We start from the raw sequence: 18,370 nt of genomic DNA on the forward strand, positions 1-18,370 counted from the left end.
GAACTTTTATGATGACTTAGAATACTTGCTCTACTTCCACAATACCTGGTACTTCTTCTAATAAAGCACGTTCAATACCAGCTTTTAGCGTAATCGTAGAACTTGGGCAACTACCACAAGCACCTAATAAACGTAGTTTAACAACGCCATCCTCTACATCTACTAATTCACAGTCTCCACCGTCACGTAGTAAGAAGGGACGTAATTTATCTAATACCTCTTGAACTTGGTCATTAATTGTTGCTTCTGCCATTTATCTCGACTCCTTTCCTTATAATGATTATAATGTTAGCAACAGAAAAAATCCAATAATGAATCACAAGGAGAGTAAATACTATGCAACCAACGAAACCTATGATTGAAATTTATGGAACAGCTGTCATCTGTGCTAGCTGTGTCAATGCCCCATCTTCAAAGGATACATATGAGTGGCTACAAGCAGCCATCAATCGCAAATATCCAGATCAAGCATACGATATTCGCTATATCGATATTGAAGGTCCAATTGAGAATGACCGCGACCAAGAATATGCGACACGTATTCAAGAAGATGAGTTCTTCTACCCACTTGTCCTTATTAATAATGAGGTTGTTGGAGAAGGCTATGTCCAGTTAAAGCCTGTATTTACAGCACTTGAAAACTTAGGCTTTGTTCCAGACGAAACGGTATAGCAAAGGCAAAGGGATTGTTTCAAAATGATTTTGAAACAATCCCTTTCAACTAATTAATCATTTTGACGTTTGTAATACCATAGTAATCCTGATTTCATCAAGCGAGCGATACGACCTGTTACTGTTGTATCAGCTAAATATACAAAGCCTTGTTTTTTACCAAGAGCTCCCATAAAGCCTTTTAATTTAATATCCGGCATTTTCTCTGGTAATTGCTCACCTTTCCAACGCATACGAAGTACTTTCACGATTTGCTCCGCTTGTTCCTCAGCCAATTGGGCTGTTGGTGGCAAATCTGATGCAGCACAATCCCCTACAACATAGACATGCTCATCATCAAGTACATTAAAGTATTGCGTTACAAGAGGTCGATTATGTTTATCCTTCTCAACATCTAGGTCACGAACGATTTTGACAGGTTGAACCCCAGCAGTCCATACGACAGCATCAAGTAAAATTTCATCATCATGATTGAAAATTTTCCCTGCCTCCACTTTTGTAATATTAGAATTGGCAACGACATCTACATTATGTTTTACAAACCAATCCTTGACGTATTTACTTAGTTTTTCTGGAAAATCCTTTAGAATACGTTGACCACGGTCAAATAATTTTATTTTTAAATCTGAACGACTTTCACGTAGCTCACTTGCAAGCTCAATTCCACTTAAGCCAGCCCCTACAATTCCCACTGTAGATCCAGCCGGTAAACCACAAAGTGCTTGGAATGTGGCACGAGATTGTCCCATTGTTTGGATGCTGTATGTGTTCTCTGCAGCACCTGGTACACCATGATATTTATCTTCACAACCTAGACCAATGACTAAATCATCATATTCAATACGTTGTCCGTCTTCTAAAATGACTACTTTTTCCGCACGATTAATTTCAACGACTTCACCATATATAGCTGTTAAACGTTCATGTTCTGGGAAGCTTACACGAATTTCTTTATCTGTTGCAGTCCCTGCTGCTAATGCATAAAACTCAGTTTTTAAACTATGGAATGGGGCTCTATCTACTATAACTACCTCTCTGTCTAATGGCAGGTTATTTAATAGACGAAGCATGACACGCATATTGCCGTAGCCGCCACCTAAAAGTACTAATTTTCCCATAATAGTCTCCTTTTATGTCTCTTTTAATAATTGTTCACAAAGTATCCACAAACGAGTATAACTGATTGTGAGAAGTTTCACAATATCAGAATGAAATTTTGTGAAAGATTTCACAAAACAAACGAGAACTTGCTGATTTCGCACGTTTTTATACGTAATTACTAACGATTTTCCCTTTATCTGTTATAAAAAAACGTTCCTTTACCTTAAACTTAAATAATTGACGAAAATCGTAAAACCGAGTAGCATTACTTTGGTGAGGTGACATGGATGAATCCAATGGTTGAATTTTGTATTAGTAATTTAGCAAATGGCTCTCAAGCAACTTATGAAGTACTCGAACGCGACCCGAACATCGACGTTTTAGAATATGGCTGCCTCAGTTATTGTACAAAGTGCTCAGAATCTTTTTATGCCATTGTAAACGGTGAATTAGTCGAAGCTGATTCTCCCGATGCATTAACAAAAGCCATTTATCAGTTTATTGAAGAAAATCCATTATGGTAGTTTTTCTTAAATACCTATATGAATAAATTTGAACAAATAAAAAGGATGTTATGCTAAAACAGCATAAACATCCTTTTATTACTTTAATACATCCATTACATATGTAGGTCGACTTTCTTTCTCTAGAACAACCTTGGTAGGCGTAACGCCAGTATTTACGTGGATGGTGTCACAGCCAAAATTAATGCCACACATAATATCCGTATCATAATTATCACCGATCATTACCATATCTTCTTTAGTAAAGCGATGCTCTATAGCGATCATTTCTAGCATGGCTGGTGATGGCTTACCTATGTAGATTGGTTCAACATCAGCAACCTCACCTACTAAGCGAGCAAAGGAACCATTACCGGGTAAGAAACCATATTCGGTTGGGAATTTAATATCTTGATTAGTAGCAACAAAAACGGCTCCCTTTTGGACAAAAATCGTAGCTCTAGCTAGCGCCATATAATCAAGCGTACGATCAATCCCCATAACAAATACATCCGGCTCATCCTCAACAGGCACAATATTTTCATTAAGTAATGCCTGTCGAATACCATCTGTACCCATCATGGCTACTTTTTTACCTGGAAAATTAAGTGCCACATACTTTGCTGTTACCAATGCACTTGAATAAATATGCTCTAATGGTGCCTTTATACCAATAGACAATAAAGCTTCTTGCAGTTGTTCTCGCGTCTTCGAAGAGTTATTTGTTACATAGAATGGCTCGATTCCTGCTTGCTGTAAACGATGAATAAAAGCAACCGCAGAAGGAATTCCTTCCTTCCCACGGTAGACAGTGCCATCTAAATCAAAACAATAGGCTTTATATTGTTTCATTGATGATCCTCTGGCAAAAATGCAGAAACTGGCCCTAATTCATTTGTTAAATAATTATGGACCGCTGGCGAGAATTGCTTAAGAGCTGATAAATTGTTTGTTAATACATTGATAACCTCTTGGATATCTACATCTATAAACTCGCGTACAAGCATTTTACGCAAGCCCACAACGGCTTTATATGGTGCTTCCATTTCAGCAGCTACAACTTTTTCATCGACTAAAATATCAATAATATCCTCGTAGCTTCCTGGATCGCGCATAATGAAACCGTCAATCATTAAATTTCCTACATCCATCATTGACTCCATAATGTTGTGTCCAATTCGCTCGATAGCTAATTTCTTTATATCATTTTGAAGCCAGTTATCCTCTGACTCCAAAATTGCTAATAGCCCATCTAAGTACTGTAAATTTTTTGTGATTTTATTACGATCTACAAAATACACAAGGAAAGCCCCCATTCAAATCATTAAAAGTTGATAGTCTTTTCTCTTCTATAGTACCATAACTATAGGATTGGAAGGAGATTAAAAGATGGAACGTTTTTTTTTATATGATGATGTCGAAGATACAAAAACACGCTTTGTTAGTTTTGCTGGGAAAAAGTTACGTTATGATTTAGCTATTTTACAATCAGGCCGCTTCTTTGGGAAAGTACTTGTCATGGATATCCAATTTGGTCGCTTTGCTATTATCGGCCCTGATGATGTAGAAGAACCAGGTTATTTAGAACATGTGTATAATCGCACAGAGGAAGAAACAGTCGAATTACGAGAATATTTACGTGAATTATTGAACTAACACCTTTTATAAACTGCCCCGTAAACGTTAGAAACAACTTTTAACGACTACGGGGTGTTTATATATGGCATAAAAAAATTTCGCAGCTCTAAGCTATTGCGAAATCTTTTTACTTATAGTCTTTTTACTTATAGTCTTTTTACTTATAGCTATTTATTTAAAGTAGATGGATTATCTTTATTATGTGGCTTGTCTTTATTTTCATTATCATTTTGTTTTTTCGCTTGCTCATTTTGACCAATGACAGCTAAATCATCTACACTTAAATCAAAGCCAAACCCATATTCCTCTCGATCTAATGGCTTTTTATTACGTTTTTCCTTTGCCAATATGATCACCTCCAGTCATAAATTATCCTTTTTTTTATGATTTATACTTCTTTTTCATCATAATATTAAGCCGTTGCATCCTTAATAATCCATTGCGCAGCGCTAATTAAATCTGGAAAGACAGCATCAGCTAATGGGTCTTGTTCCCCTAGGAATACACCCTTTGTTCCCGCTCGTTTTCCTGCCATAATATCCGTATCGGTATCTCCTACCATATAGGATTTTGATAAATCAATATTATATTTCTTCCCTAGATCCACAATTAATTTACTATTGGGCTTTCGGCAAGCACAGCCAGACTTTGGCTTATGCGGACAATAAACGACTTCGTGGATGGTTGCTCCCTTTTTCTTTAACTCCTTCACCATATGCTCATGTATTTTTTGCAAGCCACTTTCCTTCATAAAACCTAAACCTACGCCACCTTGATTTGTCACGACAAAAACATAATCAAAATGCTTATTTAGCTTTTTTATCGCTTCAGGTACATGTGGCAAAAAATACAGATCCTTCGGCTTATTCACGAATTTTACACGATTCGTTAGTACTTCATTGATGACACCATCACGATCTAAAAATACGGCTCTTTTCATTTCAACACACCTTTGATAGCTGTTTTGAGCTTTAGTTTTCCCCAATTTTTCTAAAGATAACAAGAACAAAGAAAAAACCTGATGCCTAGCACATCAGGTTTTAGTAATTTATTCTGCTAATGATTCGTGATCTGTTGGCTTTGATAGCTCATTCGCATCCAATACTTCTGGCTTTTTCGTGACTTTACCAGTTTTCCGTAGGACAAAATAAGCACAGCCAAAATTACAATACTCATATAGGTAATCTTGCAACGTACTTATTTTCGTATCAAACGTTGATTTTTGATTTTTATCATCAAAAAAGCCCTTTAAACGTAATTGGTTATAGCCCCAATCGCCTACAATATAATCATATCTAGCTAAGATATCTGAGTACCTTTCCTGGAAAACATCCTCCTGAAAGGCTTCTCGATAGTCTTCTATTAGTTCATATTCTAATCCTTCAACTATGATCAAAGTGACACCACCCTTTTTGTTCAGCCTTGACGTTTAGAATTCTGCTTGTAATTGACGTTCTTTTGTTGCAGCATTTACTTGTTCGTCAGCATGGTAACTACTACGTACAAGTGGGCCAGCTTCACAATGTTTAAAGCCTTTTTCCATAGCGATCTTACGCAGTTTACCAAATTCTATTGGTGAATAATACTTTTTAACTGGAAGATGCTTTTTCGTTGGCTGTAAATATTGTCCAATCGTCATAATATCTACATTATTCGCACGTAAATCATCCATTACTTCTAAAATTTCTTCGTGTGTTTCACCTAATCCAATCATTAAAGATGATTTTGTTGGAATATCTGGCTGCATCTCTTTTGCCAAACGAAGGAACTCTAAAGAGCGTTCGTATTTTGCACGAGCACGTACTCTTGGTGTTAAGCGACGTACTGTTTCAATATTATGATTTAAAATATCTGGTTTCGCATCCATAAGCATTTGAAGGTTTTCCTTCACTCCACCTAAATCTGATGGTAATACCTCAACAGATGTGAATGGACTTTTACGGCGAATAGCACGAACTGTTTCTGCTAAAACCTGTGCACCGCCATCCTTTAAATCGTCACGCGCTACCATTGTAATAACCACGTGTTTTAGGTTCATAATAGCTACTGAATCTGCAACGCGCTCTGGTTCTGCTAAATCTAATTCATTAGGTAAGCCTGTTTTAACGGCACAGAAACGGCATGCACGTGTACATACAGATCCAAGAATCATCATAGTAGCAGTTCGTCTTTCTCCCCAACATTCATGGATATTTGGACAGCGAGCCTCTTCACAAACTGTATGCAGATTTTTTTCACGCATTAGCTTTTTAAGCCCTTTATATTCATCATTCGTGTTTAGTTTTATTTTTAGCCACTCTGGTTTTCTTAAATGTTCTTCTTTACTTGTAGGTTTACAAGATGTCATACGAATATCGCCCCTATCAAAAATATGCATTTTTTAATATTAACTATCTTCACTGTTGTCAATGTAACATATTAAATGAACTCCAACAACTATCACAACAAACATTTCTATTTAAATGGGACAGGTATTTCAATGGAAGGTTGAGGTGCATCACTGCTATTTGTATAAATGTTTGGAACAGGCCCTCTTGTTAAGCCCATTGCTACAGGGATATCCTGTGCAACGGTTGAAGATTTACTTGCAAATGGGACAATAATCTGGACATTTACTTCTAAATGAATGCCTACCTCCACATAGGCACTGTTAATCCCAAATTCTTGAATGGAGGATGTCACATTGCTATGAACGTTCCCAATTACGTGGAAGCGAATCGGGATTTTTGGTCCTAGATTTCCGAGCAAAGGGATATTAGCCGCCTGACCAAGTGGCACAAAGAAAACTATACCATCACCTTCTTGAATTCTGTTTATATCGTATTCAACATTCTCTAATTCAGGTAAATGGGATAATTCCCCTTGTTCAGCTTGCTCTAAATACATTTTGACAAGCTCTAATGTCTCCGCTCGAACACGATTAATAATTTCCGTATTAAATTTTGTCGTCATCATTTCAGACGTACCTGGAGGAATATCTTCAATGATATCATTTACATCTAATACATTGGAGGTACGCGAATTAATTGCTTTACTCACAACATATGATGCAATTTTATTGGTCTGTACTTCAGCGTATTGCAAATAGGTGGGCATGAGCCTTTCATTTAAAAAATAAATAAATAATATAAGGCAAGCAACCATACTAATAATTAAAATGGTTAATCGATTAAGACGCATTCCCCTTTTACTATATGAGCGTAATTTCATTCTTTTTCGAGGGAAAAACAAAAAAATCTCCTCCTGTTCCATAACGTATGAACAGGAGGAGCAATTTATTCTACTTTTGTAGGAACCACATAATCTGTCTCAACATTTTCGATTGTCACTCCAGGATAGTCCACTAAATTAATTTCATATGTAGCTGCGAGCAATTGATTTTGCTCCTCAAAAATACGAATCCACGGCAATGCTGCATCTAATGGATTTTGTCTAGAGACAATACCACGTCGTCCATCAGATAACTTTAAAATAACGCCATTAGGATAATGGACAACAGCTCGTTTTAAAGCTTTTACAATTCGTGCATCAAACAGAGTACCAGAGCCCGCTTCAACGATAGCTAGTCCTTGTGAGGGCAACATCTTTTCACGATAAACACGATTTGTAGTAACAGCATCAAATACATCAGCAACGCCAATAATCTTGGCAAATGGATGAATTTCAAAGTCTACAAGGCCTCTTGGATAGCCACTTCCATCAATGCGTTCATGATGTTGAAATGCACAGTGTGCCACAAGCAATGAGATGGAATGTAAATTGCGCAATAAATCAAAGCCATAACGAGCATGCATTTTCATTGCTTCAAACTCCTCATTTGAGAGGCGACCTGGCTTTGTTAAAATGTCTTTCGGTACCATTAGCTTACCAACATCGTGCAATAATGCACCAATCCCTATCAAGCGTAAATCCTCAGCTGAATAGCCAAGTTCTTTGGCAATCGCAATAGAATACAATGTCACTTGGAAGGAGTGTTGATAAAGATATTCATCAAATAAATAAGCATCTGTTAGTATCGTTAAAATTTCATCATTGCCTGTAACAGCCGAAAGTAGCTCATCTACAATGGAGACAATTGTTTTAGATTGCTGATCTAAAATATAAGAGGCATTTACTTGATTTAAACCATCAATTGATTGGAATGAATCCTTAATAGTCGTAATGACTTTACTTCGCATAGCTGGTGGAACTGTCTCTTCTACTTCTATGCCATTAGAAATTTCATCGTCAATATATAAATAGTGTGTATTTAGCTGTTGAAGTCTTTGAATAATACGGTCATTAATGACAACATCTTTCTTTAAAAGCGGATGACCTGCTTCATTCCAAATGGTTCTTCCTAATACCATTCCTTCTTTTAATACATCGATTGAAATTAATCGCATGACTTCTTCCCCAATCCATTCTTTAAGCTCTCTCTATTGCTTAAAGAATCTTTGACCATAATCTATCATAATGTTTCGTAAAAATTCAGGTAAAATATATTGTTTCTTTGCATATTTAAAACTTGGATAAAAATAACCAAATGTAAACAAATCTAATGTTACAAGTTTATAAATGTGATCTTGATCCGCCAAATTACCATTAATTAGTAATTGCCGATTTTCATTCATTGAAAAGCCATATGTTAGCATTTTGCCAAAAATAACGCCTCTAAAACCTAAGCCTTTTAATTCAATATAGGGCCACTCTTCATTTTTAGATTGCATATAAATTTCTTTCATTTCAGCAACGGATAATTCAATTATACATAAATTAATAGGATGCGGAAAAATACGATGCAAATCTAAGGCTGTTACCGTTCCTTTAGGCAGACCATCTAAAAATATCCCTGCATTGAATAATGCACAATCGGCACCGCTTTTTTCTAGAATAGCTTGGGCAAATAAATCAGATAGCTGTGAATAGTGGAACCATTCTTTGTTGTAGGATTTCGTCGTTGTAAAGACTGGAGTGTTTAGTATTCTATTCCCTTCATCCTCGAAAAACTGGACCCTTTCCTGTTCGTTTTGAACGATTGGCAAATCCTTATTATGAATTAAAGTATCCTTTTTTTCAACAATTTTCCTCATTTTTTTATCGTATTCAATGACAAGATGGCCTGTATATTGTCCAAATTTCCCTCCTCCTGTCAGTAATACACCATTAATGAGTTTGCCGGTTGGCAGGACATGATGTGTATGGGAGCCGAATATCACATCAATTTCTGGACATTCTTCGGCTAAAAGCTCATCCTCTGTAATACCTAAATGTGATAAGCACACAATAATGTCTACTTCTTTGCGGAGCTGATGAGCTAGTTGTAGTAGTGTAATGCGTGGCTCGTCCATTTGCCAATTTAATTCCTGATAATACACTTCAAACATAGCCGTGGCTGCTATTACACCCACCTTTGTACCTGCTTCGGTTGTTAACACAACATAGGGCTTCATCCACGCAGGATTTTTCCCCGTAGTTGAATAGACATTTGCGACCACAACATCAAAATTTGCATTATCATACAAATGAAAGAGCTCTTCGTGGGATAATGTAATACCTTCATTATTACCGATAGTCACCACATCGTACCCTGCATCATTTAGTAATTGTACATTACCTTTACCAACAGTTGCCTCTGTATAGATATTGGAGCGGTCTAAATGATCGCCAACATCAAATAAATAGCTTGTTTCCCCTATTTTTGCCAAACTGTTGCGCATCTCTTTCACAAAGCTTTGCATTCGTGGCCAATACTTAAAATGACTGTGCAAATCATTTGTGTGAAATATATGGATCTTTTCAAGCATTAAAGCCACCTCATTTCTTTAGCTACCATACTTAAGCCAATATGCCTTCAATGATGGATCGAATTCCTAATAATAATAAAATAATCCTTAGTGCAAGAACAAGCGTATCTGATTTAATTTTTTTATTTAATGCTGCGCCCAATTTTGCGCCAATATATGCTCCTGGAATAACAGGAATGGTATAAAGCCATGGAACATGTCCCAAAGCAATATGACTCGCAGAATTAACAATGGACGTTAAAAATACCATAAACATGGATGTCGCCACTGCAACATGTGGTGGAAATAAAAACAAAATAATCATGGCTGGTACAATCATCGAGCCTCCACCAATGCCAAACAACCCTGAGGCAAAGCCAATACCAAATGTTAATGTAATCGCAAACCAAATAGGATACCCATAGACAAAGGTTTGTCCTTCAGAGTCTGTAAATTCTTGTTGCATCCCGTTTTTTACAAACCACTTCACTGGCTTGAGCTTGTCACGGACAAGCAATATAATTGATAAAATAATCAATAGAATACCGAAATACAAATTAAAGGATGGTAAATCCAATCCTTTATTCACCCAAGCACCTAGAATGGTACCTGGAATGCTTCCAATAAAGAATATAAACCCGCTTTTATAGTCTACTGTTTTGGATTTCATATAGCTTAGCGTGGAGGCAAGTCCTGTGAAAATCATCATAACTACAGATAAACCGACTACTTTTTGTGGTGTAATATCTGGAATCATGCCAAGATTTAAACCAATGTATAACGTTGCTGGCACGAGCACAACGCCACCACCTAGCCCAACTAACGAGCCAATTAGACCAGCAAATAAAGCAATGACTACTAATAAAATAAACTCCATTATAGTTCCCCTTCAAATATGTTTAATTGTTTAGGTGCTAACCCGACATCTTTAATATTTAAAATGCTTTGTAGCTCCTTTGCGTTTTTCGCTGCATGATTACCTGAATTATTATTAAATAATACGAAGAGTTCATGGACCTCTGATTCGAGCTTTAGCATACTTTGTCCAAGCTGTTGCAATTCTTCTTTATTATAATCATATAAAAAGCGAACTTTACGCCAATTTTCTGCGTTTCCTGTGTTTCGCCATCCATGGATATTACGACCATGGATACGAATAAGTGCCTTTTTGGCAGTTACTTCAGGGTAGAAGGGGACGGAACCTACACCAGCCTGTGGTTCATCACAAATCGTATGAATAAATTGATGTTCACGTAAAAAATTCATTGTCTGCTGAACAACATGATCTGCATACCATGTTTGATTGCGAAACTCTATCGCTACTTCAAAATCCTTAAGTTGCTGCCGAATATATAATAAATATTGAACATTTTTTGCCTGACAATCAAACCATGGTGGAAACTGAGCTAAAACCATTCCTAACTTTCCATAACGTTTAAATTCATGGGCACATTCGATAAAAGCGTTGAACATGTCATTTTTCGATTCAAAAGGAATATCTCCCCGCAAATGTCCGGTCATGCCTTGATAGGCCTTTACGATAAAGCGGAAATTTTCTGGTGTATCCTCACACCATTTACGAACATGCTCTTTAGATGGTATAGCATAAAAAGAAGTATCGACTTCAACTGTTAAAAAATGACCTGTATAATCGAATAATTTATCCTTTGAGGGAGTCACTCCACTATAAAGTGAAGGGTGATCACCCCATCCAGTTAAACCAACTACAATCATGTGACATCCTCCTCTATGTACATAATCATAGCACACAGCATGACACTACAAATAAACATCATGTAAAAAATATCGCTTTCTTTTGAACATTACAATGAAAAGGTTTGTCTCTTCTCGAGAATTTATACAAACGAAAAAGCATGAGATATATTACATTGTCCTCATGCCATTTGTTTTAACTGTCTAACAAACATTTAAGTAGCTCTATTAGTATGTAGACTTGCAAGGCGAGCTATAAAAAAAACCCTTGCCACAAATTTAATTGTGACAAGGGTTGGTTAGTAAATTAACCGATAGAACCTTCCATCTCGAACTTGATAAGACGGTTCATCTCTACTGCGTATTCCATTGGTAATTCTTTTGTAAATGGCTCAATGAAGCCCATTACGATCATTTCTGTCGCTTCTTCTTCAGAAATTCCGCGAGACATTAAGTAGAATAATTGCTCTTCAGATACTTTTGAAACTTTTGCTTCATGCTCTAAAGAAACATTATCATTAAAGATCTCATTGTATGGAATTGTATCAGAAGTAGATTGGTTATCCATGATCAGTGTATCACACTCGATGTTAGCACGTGCACCACTTGCTTTAGGACCGAAACGAACTTGTCCCATATACGTTACTTTACCACCTTGTTTTGCAATCGATTTAGAAACGATTGTTGAAGATGTATTTGGTGCCATATGGATCATTTTTGCGCCAGCATGTTGGTGCTGTCCTTTACCTGCTAATGCAATGGATAATGTCATACCACGAGCACCTTCACCCTTTAGGATACATGCTGGGTATTTCATTGTTAATTTAGAACCAATGTTACCATCAATCCATTCCATAGTACCGTTTTCTTCTACAACTGTACGTTTCGTTACAAGGTTGTAAACGTTGTTCGCCCAGTTTTGAATTGTTGTATAACGGCAATATGCATCTTTACGTACAACGATTTCTACAACCGCTGAGTGTAAAGAGTTTGTTGTGTAAACAGGAGCTGTACAACCTTCAACATAGTGTACGTGAGCGCCTTCATCTACAATAATAAGTGTACGTTCGAATTGACCCATATTTTCAGAGTTAATACGGAAGTAAGCTTGTAATGGAGTTTCGACTTTAACACCTGGTGGTACATAGATAAATGATCCACCTGACCATACAGCTGAGTTTAATGCAGCGAATTTATTGTCAGTATAAGGAATAACTTTACCCCAATATTGTTTGAAAATATCTTCGTTTTCACGTAATGCTGAGTCTGTATCTTTGAACACAATTCCAAGATCCTCAAGGTCTTTTTTCATGTTATGATAAACTACCTCAGATTCGTATTGAGCAGATACCCCAGCAAGATATTTTTGCTCTGCTTCTGGAATACCTAATTTATCAAAAGTAGCTTTGATTTCATCAGGTACTTCATCCCATGAGCGTTGTGTTGCTTCTGATGGTTTTACATAGTACGTAATTTCATCAAAATCTAAATCCCCAAGATCGCCACCCCATTGTGGCATTGGTTTTGTATAAAAAGTTTCAAGTGCTTTTAAGCGGTACTCAAGCATCCACTCTGGCTCTTGTTTCATATTAGAAATTTCACGGACGATTTCTTCAGTCAAACCACGTTTTGAACGGAAAATTGATACGTCCTTGTCATGGAATCCGTATTTGTAATCGCCGATATCAGGCATTTTTTTAGCCATCGTTTCTCCTCCGTTCATTGAGCTGTATTTTTCTGTACAATCCTTGCCCTGAGTGAAAGTTTGTAGCTTTCACTCAGGCAACAAGGAAGTAAGTTTTATTTCACACCTTTTTCCATCGCTTTCCAAGCTAATGTCGCACATTTAATACGTGCAGGAAATTGTGATACACCTTGCAGTGCTTCAACATCCTCAAGGTCATATTTATCGCTGTACTCTTCGCCCATCATCATTTTAGAAAAAATATCGGAAAGCTCTACTGCTTCCTCTACTTTCTTCCCTTTGATAAGCTGTGTCATCATCGATGCAGAGGACATAGATATTGAACAGCCTTCACCGTCAAATTTCGCATCCTCTACAACACCGTCTGTCACTTTCAATGTTAAGTGAATACGGTCGCCACAAGTTGGATTGTTCATATCAATCGTTACAGCATCCTCTTCTAAAGATCCTTTATTACGAGGATTTTTATAGTGATCCATAATAACTGAACGATATAGTTGATCTAAATTATTAAAAGACATCGCCAAAATACTCCTTCGCAGAACGTAACCCTGCGACTAAACGGTCAATATCCTCCTCTGTATTGTACAGATAGAAGCTTGCTCGTGCTGTCGCTACTTGCTGAAGACATTTCATTAGTGGCTGTGCACAATGATGTCCTGCACGAACAGCAATACCGTTCATGTCAAGCACCGTTGCCACATCATGTGGATGTACATCATCTAAGTTAAATGTCACAAGTCCACAACGCTTCATTGGGTCACGTGGGCCGAAAATTTTTAAACCGTCGATTGTTTCAAGCTGATCCATTGCATAGCCCGCAAGCTTATGCTCATGCTCCGCAATTTTATCTAGCCCAATATCAGTTAAGAAATCAATAGCGGCACCTAAACCTATTGCACCTGCAATAATAGGCGTTCCACCTTCAAATTTCCACGGTAATTCCTTCCACGTTGACTCATAAAGCCCAACAAAGTCAATCATTTCGCCACCAAACTCAATTGGCTCCATTTTTTCAAGGTGTTCCTTTTTACCATATAGTACACCTATTCCTGTTGGACCGCACATTTTATGCCCAGAGAAACCTAAGAAATCGACATCCAAATCTTGCACATCAATTTTCATATGTGGGGCAGCTTGAGCACCATCGGCAACCATAACCGCTCCATTAGCATGTGCAATTTGAGCAATTTCTTTAATGGGATTAATTGTTCCAAGTACGTTTGAGGCCATTGATACCGAAACGATTTTTGTGTTAGGCGTAATCGTCGCACGTACTTTTTCCAGACTAATCGTGCCATCTGCTTCTAGCTCAATATATTTCAATGTCGCATTTTTCTCTTTAGCTAGCTGTTGCCAAGGAATAATATTGGAGTGATGCTCCATTTGCGTAATGACAATTTCATCACCCTCGGCAACATTTGCACGTCCATAACTTGATGCTACTGTATTTAAAGCTGTTGTTGTACCACGTGTGAAAATAATTTCCTGTGTTGATTGAGCATTTATAAACTTTCGAACCTTTTCACGTGCACCCTCATATTTATCTGTAGCACGGTTTCCTAATGTATGCACACCACGATGTACATTAGAATTATCAAATTCATAATAAGCCTTAATGGCCTCAATCACTTGAACAGGTTTTTGAGACGTCGCTGCACTATCAAGATAAACAAGTCTATGCCCATTTACATCTTGATTCAAAATTGGGAAATAGCTTTTAATGTCTTTATTCATCATTAGCGAACTTTCCTTTCAATAACCTCCGTCAGTTGCTTTTGAACGCCTTCGATTGGTAATTGCGTAACAACTGGCGCAAGGAATCCATGGATAACAAGGCGCTCTGCTTCTGCTTTCGAGATACCACGACTCATTAAATAGTAAAGCTGTAATGGATCTACTCGACCAACAGACGCTGCGTGTCCTGCTGTTACATCATCTTCATCAATTAAGAGAATTGGGTTTGCATCCCCACGAGCTTTTTCTGATAGCATTAATACACGTGATTCTTGCTGTGCATCAGCTTTTGTCGCACCATGCTCGATATAGCCAATACCGTTAAAGATAGATTGTGCTGCATCCTTCATGACACCATGCTTTAGGATATGCCCGTTAGAGTTTTTACCCCAATGACGAACCTCTGTAGTGAAGTTAAGTTTTTGTTCTCCACGACCAACCACTACTGTTTTAGTATCTGCATGAGAACCGTCACCAATTAAATGCGTAATGTTTTCAGAAATCGTGTCTGAGTCATTCATTAAACCAAGAGCCCAGTCAACTTTAGCATCACGAGCTAAACGTGCACGACGATTTACGTATGTTGTATAGCCTTTTGCAAGGACATCTACCGCACCGTATGTTACTTGAGCATTATCTTGGACTACAACTTCCGCAATAATATTCGCTTGGCCTTTTGCCTCTTCCACTGTAGAAATATATGTTTCCACATATGTTACAGCAGAGTTTGCTTCTGCTACTACTAACACGTGGTTGTATAGTGAAGCTTCTGCATTATCGTTTAAGAAAACAACTTGAAGTGGTTGTTCAATAACTACATTTTTTGGTACGTATACAAACACACCACCATTAACAAGTGCAGTATGAAGTGCTGTTAACTTATGCTCATCCACTTTAACTGCTTCAGTCATAAAGTATTTTTGTACAAGCTCACCATGTTCACGAACTGCTGTAAAGATATCGGTAAAAATAACACCTTTATCTGCAAGCTCTTGTGATGTCTTAATGTAAGCTGGTGTATTATTACGTTGAATATATAGGTTTTCCTGTGCTTCAAGGTCAATTAAACCTTTTGCTTCTTCAGGTAAAGCGTCCAATGAAGGGAATGCCTCACTATGAACTGTAAATGTTGGGAAGTTCATGAAATCCCATTTTGTAATATTAGTTCTATCTGGTTTTGGCAAATCTAAACCAGTTACTTTGTCTAGTGCTGCCGCGCGAAGCTCTGTAAACCAAGTTGGTTCACCGTTTGCTTCTGAGAACGAGCGCACGTCCTGTACTGTTACAGGCAAGTTAAGTTCCACTGTCATGCTAGTTCGTCCTCCCTCTTATGCTTCTTGTTCTTCTGTTTCTTCTTCGATACCTAATTCTTTTTTAATCCAGTCATAACCTTCTGCTTCTAAACGTTGTGCAAGTTCTGCACCACCAGATTTAACAACACGTCCTTGCATCATTACGTGTACATGGTCTGGAGTAATGTAGTTTAATAGACGTTGATAGTGCGTAATCATTAAGCAGCCAAAGCCTTCACCGCGCATTGCGTTGATACCCTTTGATACTACTTTAAGTGCATCGATATCAAGACCAGAGTCGATTTCGTCTAAAATAGCAAATGTTGGTTTAATCATCATTAATTGAAGAATCTCATTACGTTTTTTCTCACCGCCAGAGAAACCTTCATTTAAATAGCGTTGAGCCATATCTTCATTCATTTCTAGGAATTCCATATTTTTATCTAATTCACGGATAAATTTCATTAATGAAATTTCATCGCCTTCTTCACGACGTGCATTAATGGCTGAACGTAAGAAGTCAGCATTTGTTACACCTGCAATTTCAGATGGATATTGCATAGCTAGGAATAATCCCGCTTGAGCACGCTCGTCCACTTCCATTTCAAGTACATTTTCACCATCAAGCTCAACAGTACCTGAAGTTACTTCATATTTAGGATGACCCATAATAGCAGAAGCTAGTGTTGATTTACCAGTTCCGTTTGGTCCCATGATTGCGTGAATTTCATTTGTATTAATTGTAAGATTTACGCCTTTTAAAATCTCTTTCCCGTCGATAGCAACGTGAAGATCTTTAATTACTAAAGTTGACATGAAAATACCTCCATAGTGTTCAGTGAATGGGTCAACCATTCCTTAATTATCATCATTCTAATCTTAACTGAAAATCGTTCTCTATGCAAACCATTTCAATTACTTTCCTACTTCTTAAATAAAATCTTGAAAAATAAAGGCTTTGTAAGCATTTTCAGATTATTACTACTTGAACTAGATAATGAGAATGGACTTTCTTCATTTTCAATAAAATATCCCTAAATGAGAATCGATTTCATCTAGCTACATAGTGAAAACCTCTTGGAAAGTGCTAATTGTAGCGGTTTTGTGACAAATATGCATAAACAACATATCTATACTATAACCTATTTCATTAAAATGGAATCAATAAAAGAAGATATTTATATGATGTTTCTTTGAGACTTTACTATCCCAAACTATCCTACGAGATAGCATGCTACTTTAACTTTTATTTTGTCGTTACCAATCACTTTTCATCTTAAATAATATATAATTAAGGTAAAATCAATCTTATAATTAGATTAATAGAGGTGAATTATTAGTGGAGTTACGTCAATTACGCTATTTTGTAGAAGTTGCTGAACGTGAGCATATTTCAGAAGCCGCCGAGCATCTCCATGTAGCCCAATCTGCCATTAGTCGGCAAATCGCCAATCTTGAAGATGAGTTAGGTACTCCATTATTCGAGCGTGTTGGACGAAATGTTAAATTAACCCCTATAGGGAAGACGTTTCTAGAACATACCATAACAGCATTAAAGGCTATTGATTTTGCTGCCAAACAGGTGGAAGAATATCTTGATCCTGCTAAAGGCTCGATTAAAATTGGATTTCCAACAAGTTTGGCAAGCTATGTCCTACCTACCGTTATATCAGCCTTTAAACGAGAATTTCCTGATTTACAATTCCAACTGCGACAAGGATCTTACCGATTTTTGATTGATGCTGTCAAAAATAGAGAATTAAATCTAGCCTTTCTGGGTCCTCTTCCCCCAAAGGACGAATCGATTCAATCCACAATCCTGTTTACTGAAAATATTGCTGCTCTTTTACCGGCCAATCACCCATTAGCTAAAAGAGAGAGTATCCAGCTTGCAGAGTTAAGAAATGATCTATTTGTATTATTTCCCGATGGCTATATTTTACATAAAGTCGCGATGGACGCTTGTCGAGCTGCTGGCTTCTTGCCAAATGTAATTTCTGAAGGGGAAGATTTAGATGCACTAAAAGGATTAGTGGCTGCTGGCATAGGTGTTAGCCTATTACCTGAAAGCTCCCTTTATGATTCTGCCGCTCGATTTACTGTCAAGGTTCCGATTGAATCTCCCACAATACCTAGAACAGTTGGTATTATCTCCCCTGTTAATCGAGAAATCGCACCCTCAGAAGTCATATTTTTAGATTTTGTGAAAAACTTCTTTTCCCGCCTTTCCCAATTCCAATAAAA

The 18,370-nt window shown here is 37.3% G+C and carries 22 protein-coding genes; 4 read left to right on the forward strand and 18 right to left on the reverse strand.

The genetic code is table 11. The features are described from left to right. Positions 1 to 16: 16 nt before the first annotated feature. Positions 17 to 253: a NifU family protein gene (locus OU989_RS17570; RefSeq protein ID WP_004228295.1), complete on the reverse strand. Its 237-nt coding sequence runs from the start codon at positions 251 to 253 to the stop codon at positions 17 to 19. Between the two features lie 83 nt (positions 254 to 336). Here OU989_RS17570 and OU989_RS17575 point away from each other — a divergent pair, with 83 nt between their 5' ends. Next, on the forward strand, positions 337 to 672 hold the full coding sequence (locus OU989_RS17575) for a YuzD family protein (RefSeq protein ID WP_274794252.1): 336 nt from the start codon (positions 337 to 339) through the stop codon (positions 670 to 672). A gap of 53 nt (positions 673 to 725) precedes the next feature. On the opposite strand, the gene OU989_RS17580 is transcribed toward OU989_RS17575, so the two are convergent. Continuing rightward, positions 726 to 1,790 (reverse strand): NAD(P)/FAD-dependent oxidoreductase, encoded by a 1,065-nt coding sequence (locus OU989_RS17580; RefSeq protein ID WP_274794253.1) that lies wholly within the window; start codon positions 1,788 to 1,790, stop codon positions 726 to 728. A 270-nt stretch (positions 1,791 to 2,060) separates the two neighbouring features. Here OU989_RS17580 and OU989_RS17585 point away from each other — a divergent pair, with 270 nt between their 5' ends. Then, positions 2,061 to 2,297 carry a YuzB family protein gene (locus OU989_RS17585; protein ID WP_036119739.1) on the forward strand — a complete coding sequence of 79 codons (237 nt, stop codon included), beginning with the start codon at positions 2,061 to 2,063 and terminating at the stop codon, positions 2,295 to 2,297. Positions 2,298 to 2,375: 78 nt separating this feature from the next. On the opposite strand, the gene OU989_RS17590 is transcribed toward OU989_RS17585, so the two are convergent. Beyond that, positions 2,376 to 3,128 carry a TIGR01457 family HAD-type hydrolase gene (locus OU989_RS17590; RefSeq protein WP_274794254.1) on the reverse strand — a complete coding sequence of 251 codons (753 nt, stop codon included), beginning with the start codon at positions 3,126 to 3,128 and terminating at the stop codon, positions 2,376 to 2,378. Beyond that, positions 3,125 to 3,577 (reverse strand): DUF86 domain-containing protein, encoded by a 453-nt coding sequence (locus OU989_RS17595; RefSeq protein ID WP_274794255.1) that lies wholly within the window; start codon positions 3,575 to 3,577, stop codon positions 3,125 to 3,127. The genes OU989_RS17590 and OU989_RS17595 overlap by 4 nt, the downstream gene beginning before the upstream one ends. 88 nt (positions 3,578 to 3,665) lie before the next feature. On the opposite strand from OU989_RS17595, the gene OU989_RS17600 reads away from it, so the two are divergent. Beyond that, entirely contained in the window at positions 3,666 to 3,932 is a 267-nt protein-coding gene (locus tag OU989_RS17600; RefSeq protein ID WP_274794256.1) for a DUF3055 domain-containing protein, read from the forward strand. Positions 3,933 to 4,081: 149 nt separating this feature from the next. Here the strand turns inward: OU989_RS17600 and OU989_RS17605 are convergent, their stop codons facing one another. From OU989_RS17605 to sufC, 14 genes are all read right to left on the reverse strand, one after another. Beyond that, positions 4,082 to 4,261 carry a hypothetical protein gene (locus OU989_RS17605; protein WP_274794257.1) on the reverse strand — a complete coding sequence of 60 codons (180 nt, stop codon included), beginning with the start codon at positions 4,259 to 4,261 and terminating at the stop codon, positions 4,082 to 4,084. A 65-nt stretch (positions 4,262 to 4,326) separates the two neighbouring features. Beyond that, complete coding sequence (locus OU989_RS17610) at positions 4,327 to 4,899, reverse strand: D-glycero-alpha-D-manno-heptose-1,7-bisphosphate 7-phosphatase (RefSeq protein ID WP_341386949.1); 573 nt, start codon at positions 4,897 to 4,899, stop codon at positions 4,327 to 4,329. A 63-nt stretch (positions 4,900 to 4,962) separates the two neighbouring features. Beyond that, complete coding sequence (locus tag OU989_RS17615; protein ID WP_274794259.1) at positions 4,963 to 5,310, reverse strand: YutD family protein; 348 nt, start codon at positions 5,308 to 5,310, stop codon at positions 4,963 to 4,965. A gap of 33 nt (positions 5,311 to 5,343) precedes the next feature. Further along, the gene (gene lipA, locus OU989_RS17620; RefSeq protein WP_274794260.1) at positions 5,344 to 6,261 is read right to left on the reverse strand and encodes a lipoyl synthase; all 918 of its coding nucleotides are present in this window, start codon (positions 6,259 to 6,261) and stop codon (positions 5,344 to 5,346) included. A 107-nt stretch (positions 6,262 to 6,368) separates the two neighbouring features. After that, positions 6,369 to 7,166 carry a sporulation protein YunB gene (gene yunB / locus OU989_RS17625; protein ID WP_274794261.1) on the reverse strand — a complete coding sequence of 266 codons (798 nt, stop codon included), beginning with the start codon at positions 7,164 to 7,166 and terminating at the stop codon, positions 6,369 to 6,371. A 23-nt stretch (positions 7,167 to 7,189) separates the two neighbouring features. After that, on the reverse strand, positions 7,190 to 8,299 hold the full coding sequence (locus OU989_RS17630) for an HD-GYP domain-containing protein (protein ID WP_274794262.1): 1,110 nt from the start codon (positions 8,297 to 8,299) through the stop codon (positions 7,190 to 7,192). Positions 8,300 to 8,332: 33 nt separating this feature from the next. Further along, entirely contained in the window at positions 8,333 to 9,700 is a 1,368-nt protein-coding gene (locus OU989_RS17635) for a bifunctional metallophosphatase/5'-nucleotidase (protein WP_274794263.1), read from the reverse strand. 31 nt (positions 9,701 to 9,731) lie between these two features. Then, positions 9,732 to 10,556: a sulfite exporter TauE/SafE family protein gene (locus OU989_RS17640; RefSeq protein WP_274794264.1), complete on the reverse strand. Its 825-nt coding sequence runs from the start codon at positions 10,554 to 10,556 to the stop codon at positions 9,732 to 9,734. Then, the gene (locus OU989_RS17645) at positions 10,556 to 11,413 is read right to left on the reverse strand and encodes a DUF72 domain-containing protein (RefSeq protein ID WP_274794265.1); all 858 of its coding nucleotides are present in this window, start codon (positions 11,411 to 11,413) and stop codon (positions 10,556 to 10,558) included. The genes OU989_RS17640 and OU989_RS17645 overlap by 1 nt, the downstream gene beginning before the upstream one ends. Before the next feature lie 286 nt (positions 11,414 to 11,699). Beyond that, positions 11,700 to 13,097 (reverse strand): Fe-S cluster assembly protein SufB, encoded by a 1,398-nt coding sequence (gene sufB, locus OU989_RS17650; protein ID WP_274794266.1) that lies wholly within the window; start codon positions 13,095 to 13,097, stop codon positions 11,700 to 11,702. Positions 13,098 to 13,192: 95 nt separating this feature from the next. Further along, on the reverse strand, positions 13,193 to 13,618 hold the full coding sequence (gene sufU, locus OU989_RS17655; protein WP_274794267.1) for a Fe-S cluster assembly sulfur transfer protein SufU: 426 nt from the start codon (positions 13,616 to 13,618) through the stop codon (positions 13,193 to 13,195). After that, positions 13,608 to 14,837: a cysteine desulfurase gene (locus OU989_RS17660; protein ID WP_274794268.1), complete on the reverse strand. Its 1,230-nt coding sequence runs from the start codon at positions 14,835 to 14,837 to the stop codon at positions 13,608 to 13,610. Before OU989_RS17660 ends, sufU begins: the two co-directional genes overlap by 11 nt. Next, complete coding sequence (gene sufD / locus OU989_RS17665; RefSeq protein WP_274794269.1) at positions 14,837 to 16,144, reverse strand: Fe-S cluster assembly protein SufD; 1,308 nt, start codon at positions 16,142 to 16,144, stop codon at positions 14,837 to 14,839. The genes OU989_RS17660 and sufD overlap by 1 nt, the downstream gene beginning before the upstream one ends. An 18-nt stretch (positions 16,145 to 16,162) precedes the next feature. Beyond that, positions 16,163 to 16,942 carry a Fe-S cluster assembly ATPase SufC gene (gene sufC, locus OU989_RS17670; RefSeq protein ID WP_396631737.1) on the reverse strand — a complete coding sequence of 260 codons (780 nt, stop codon included), beginning with the start codon at positions 16,940 to 16,942 and terminating at the stop codon, positions 16,163 to 16,165. A gap of 523 nt (positions 16,943 to 17,465) precedes the next feature. On the opposite strand from sufC, the gene OU989_RS17675 reads away from it, so the two are divergent. After that, positions 17,466 to 18,368 carry a glutamate biosynthesis transcriptional regulator GltC gene (locus OU989_RS17675; RefSeq protein ID WP_274794270.1) on the forward strand — a complete coding sequence of 301 codons (903 nt, stop codon included), beginning with the start codon at positions 17,466 to 17,468 and terminating at the stop codon, positions 18,366 to 18,368. The last annotated feature ends 2 nt before the right edge of the window (positions 18,369 to 18,370 follow it).

Source organism: Lysinibacillus irui, assembly GCF_028877475.1.
Lineage (GTDB): Bacteria > Bacillota > Bacilli > Bacillales_A > Planococcaceae > Lysinibacillus > Lysinibacillus irui.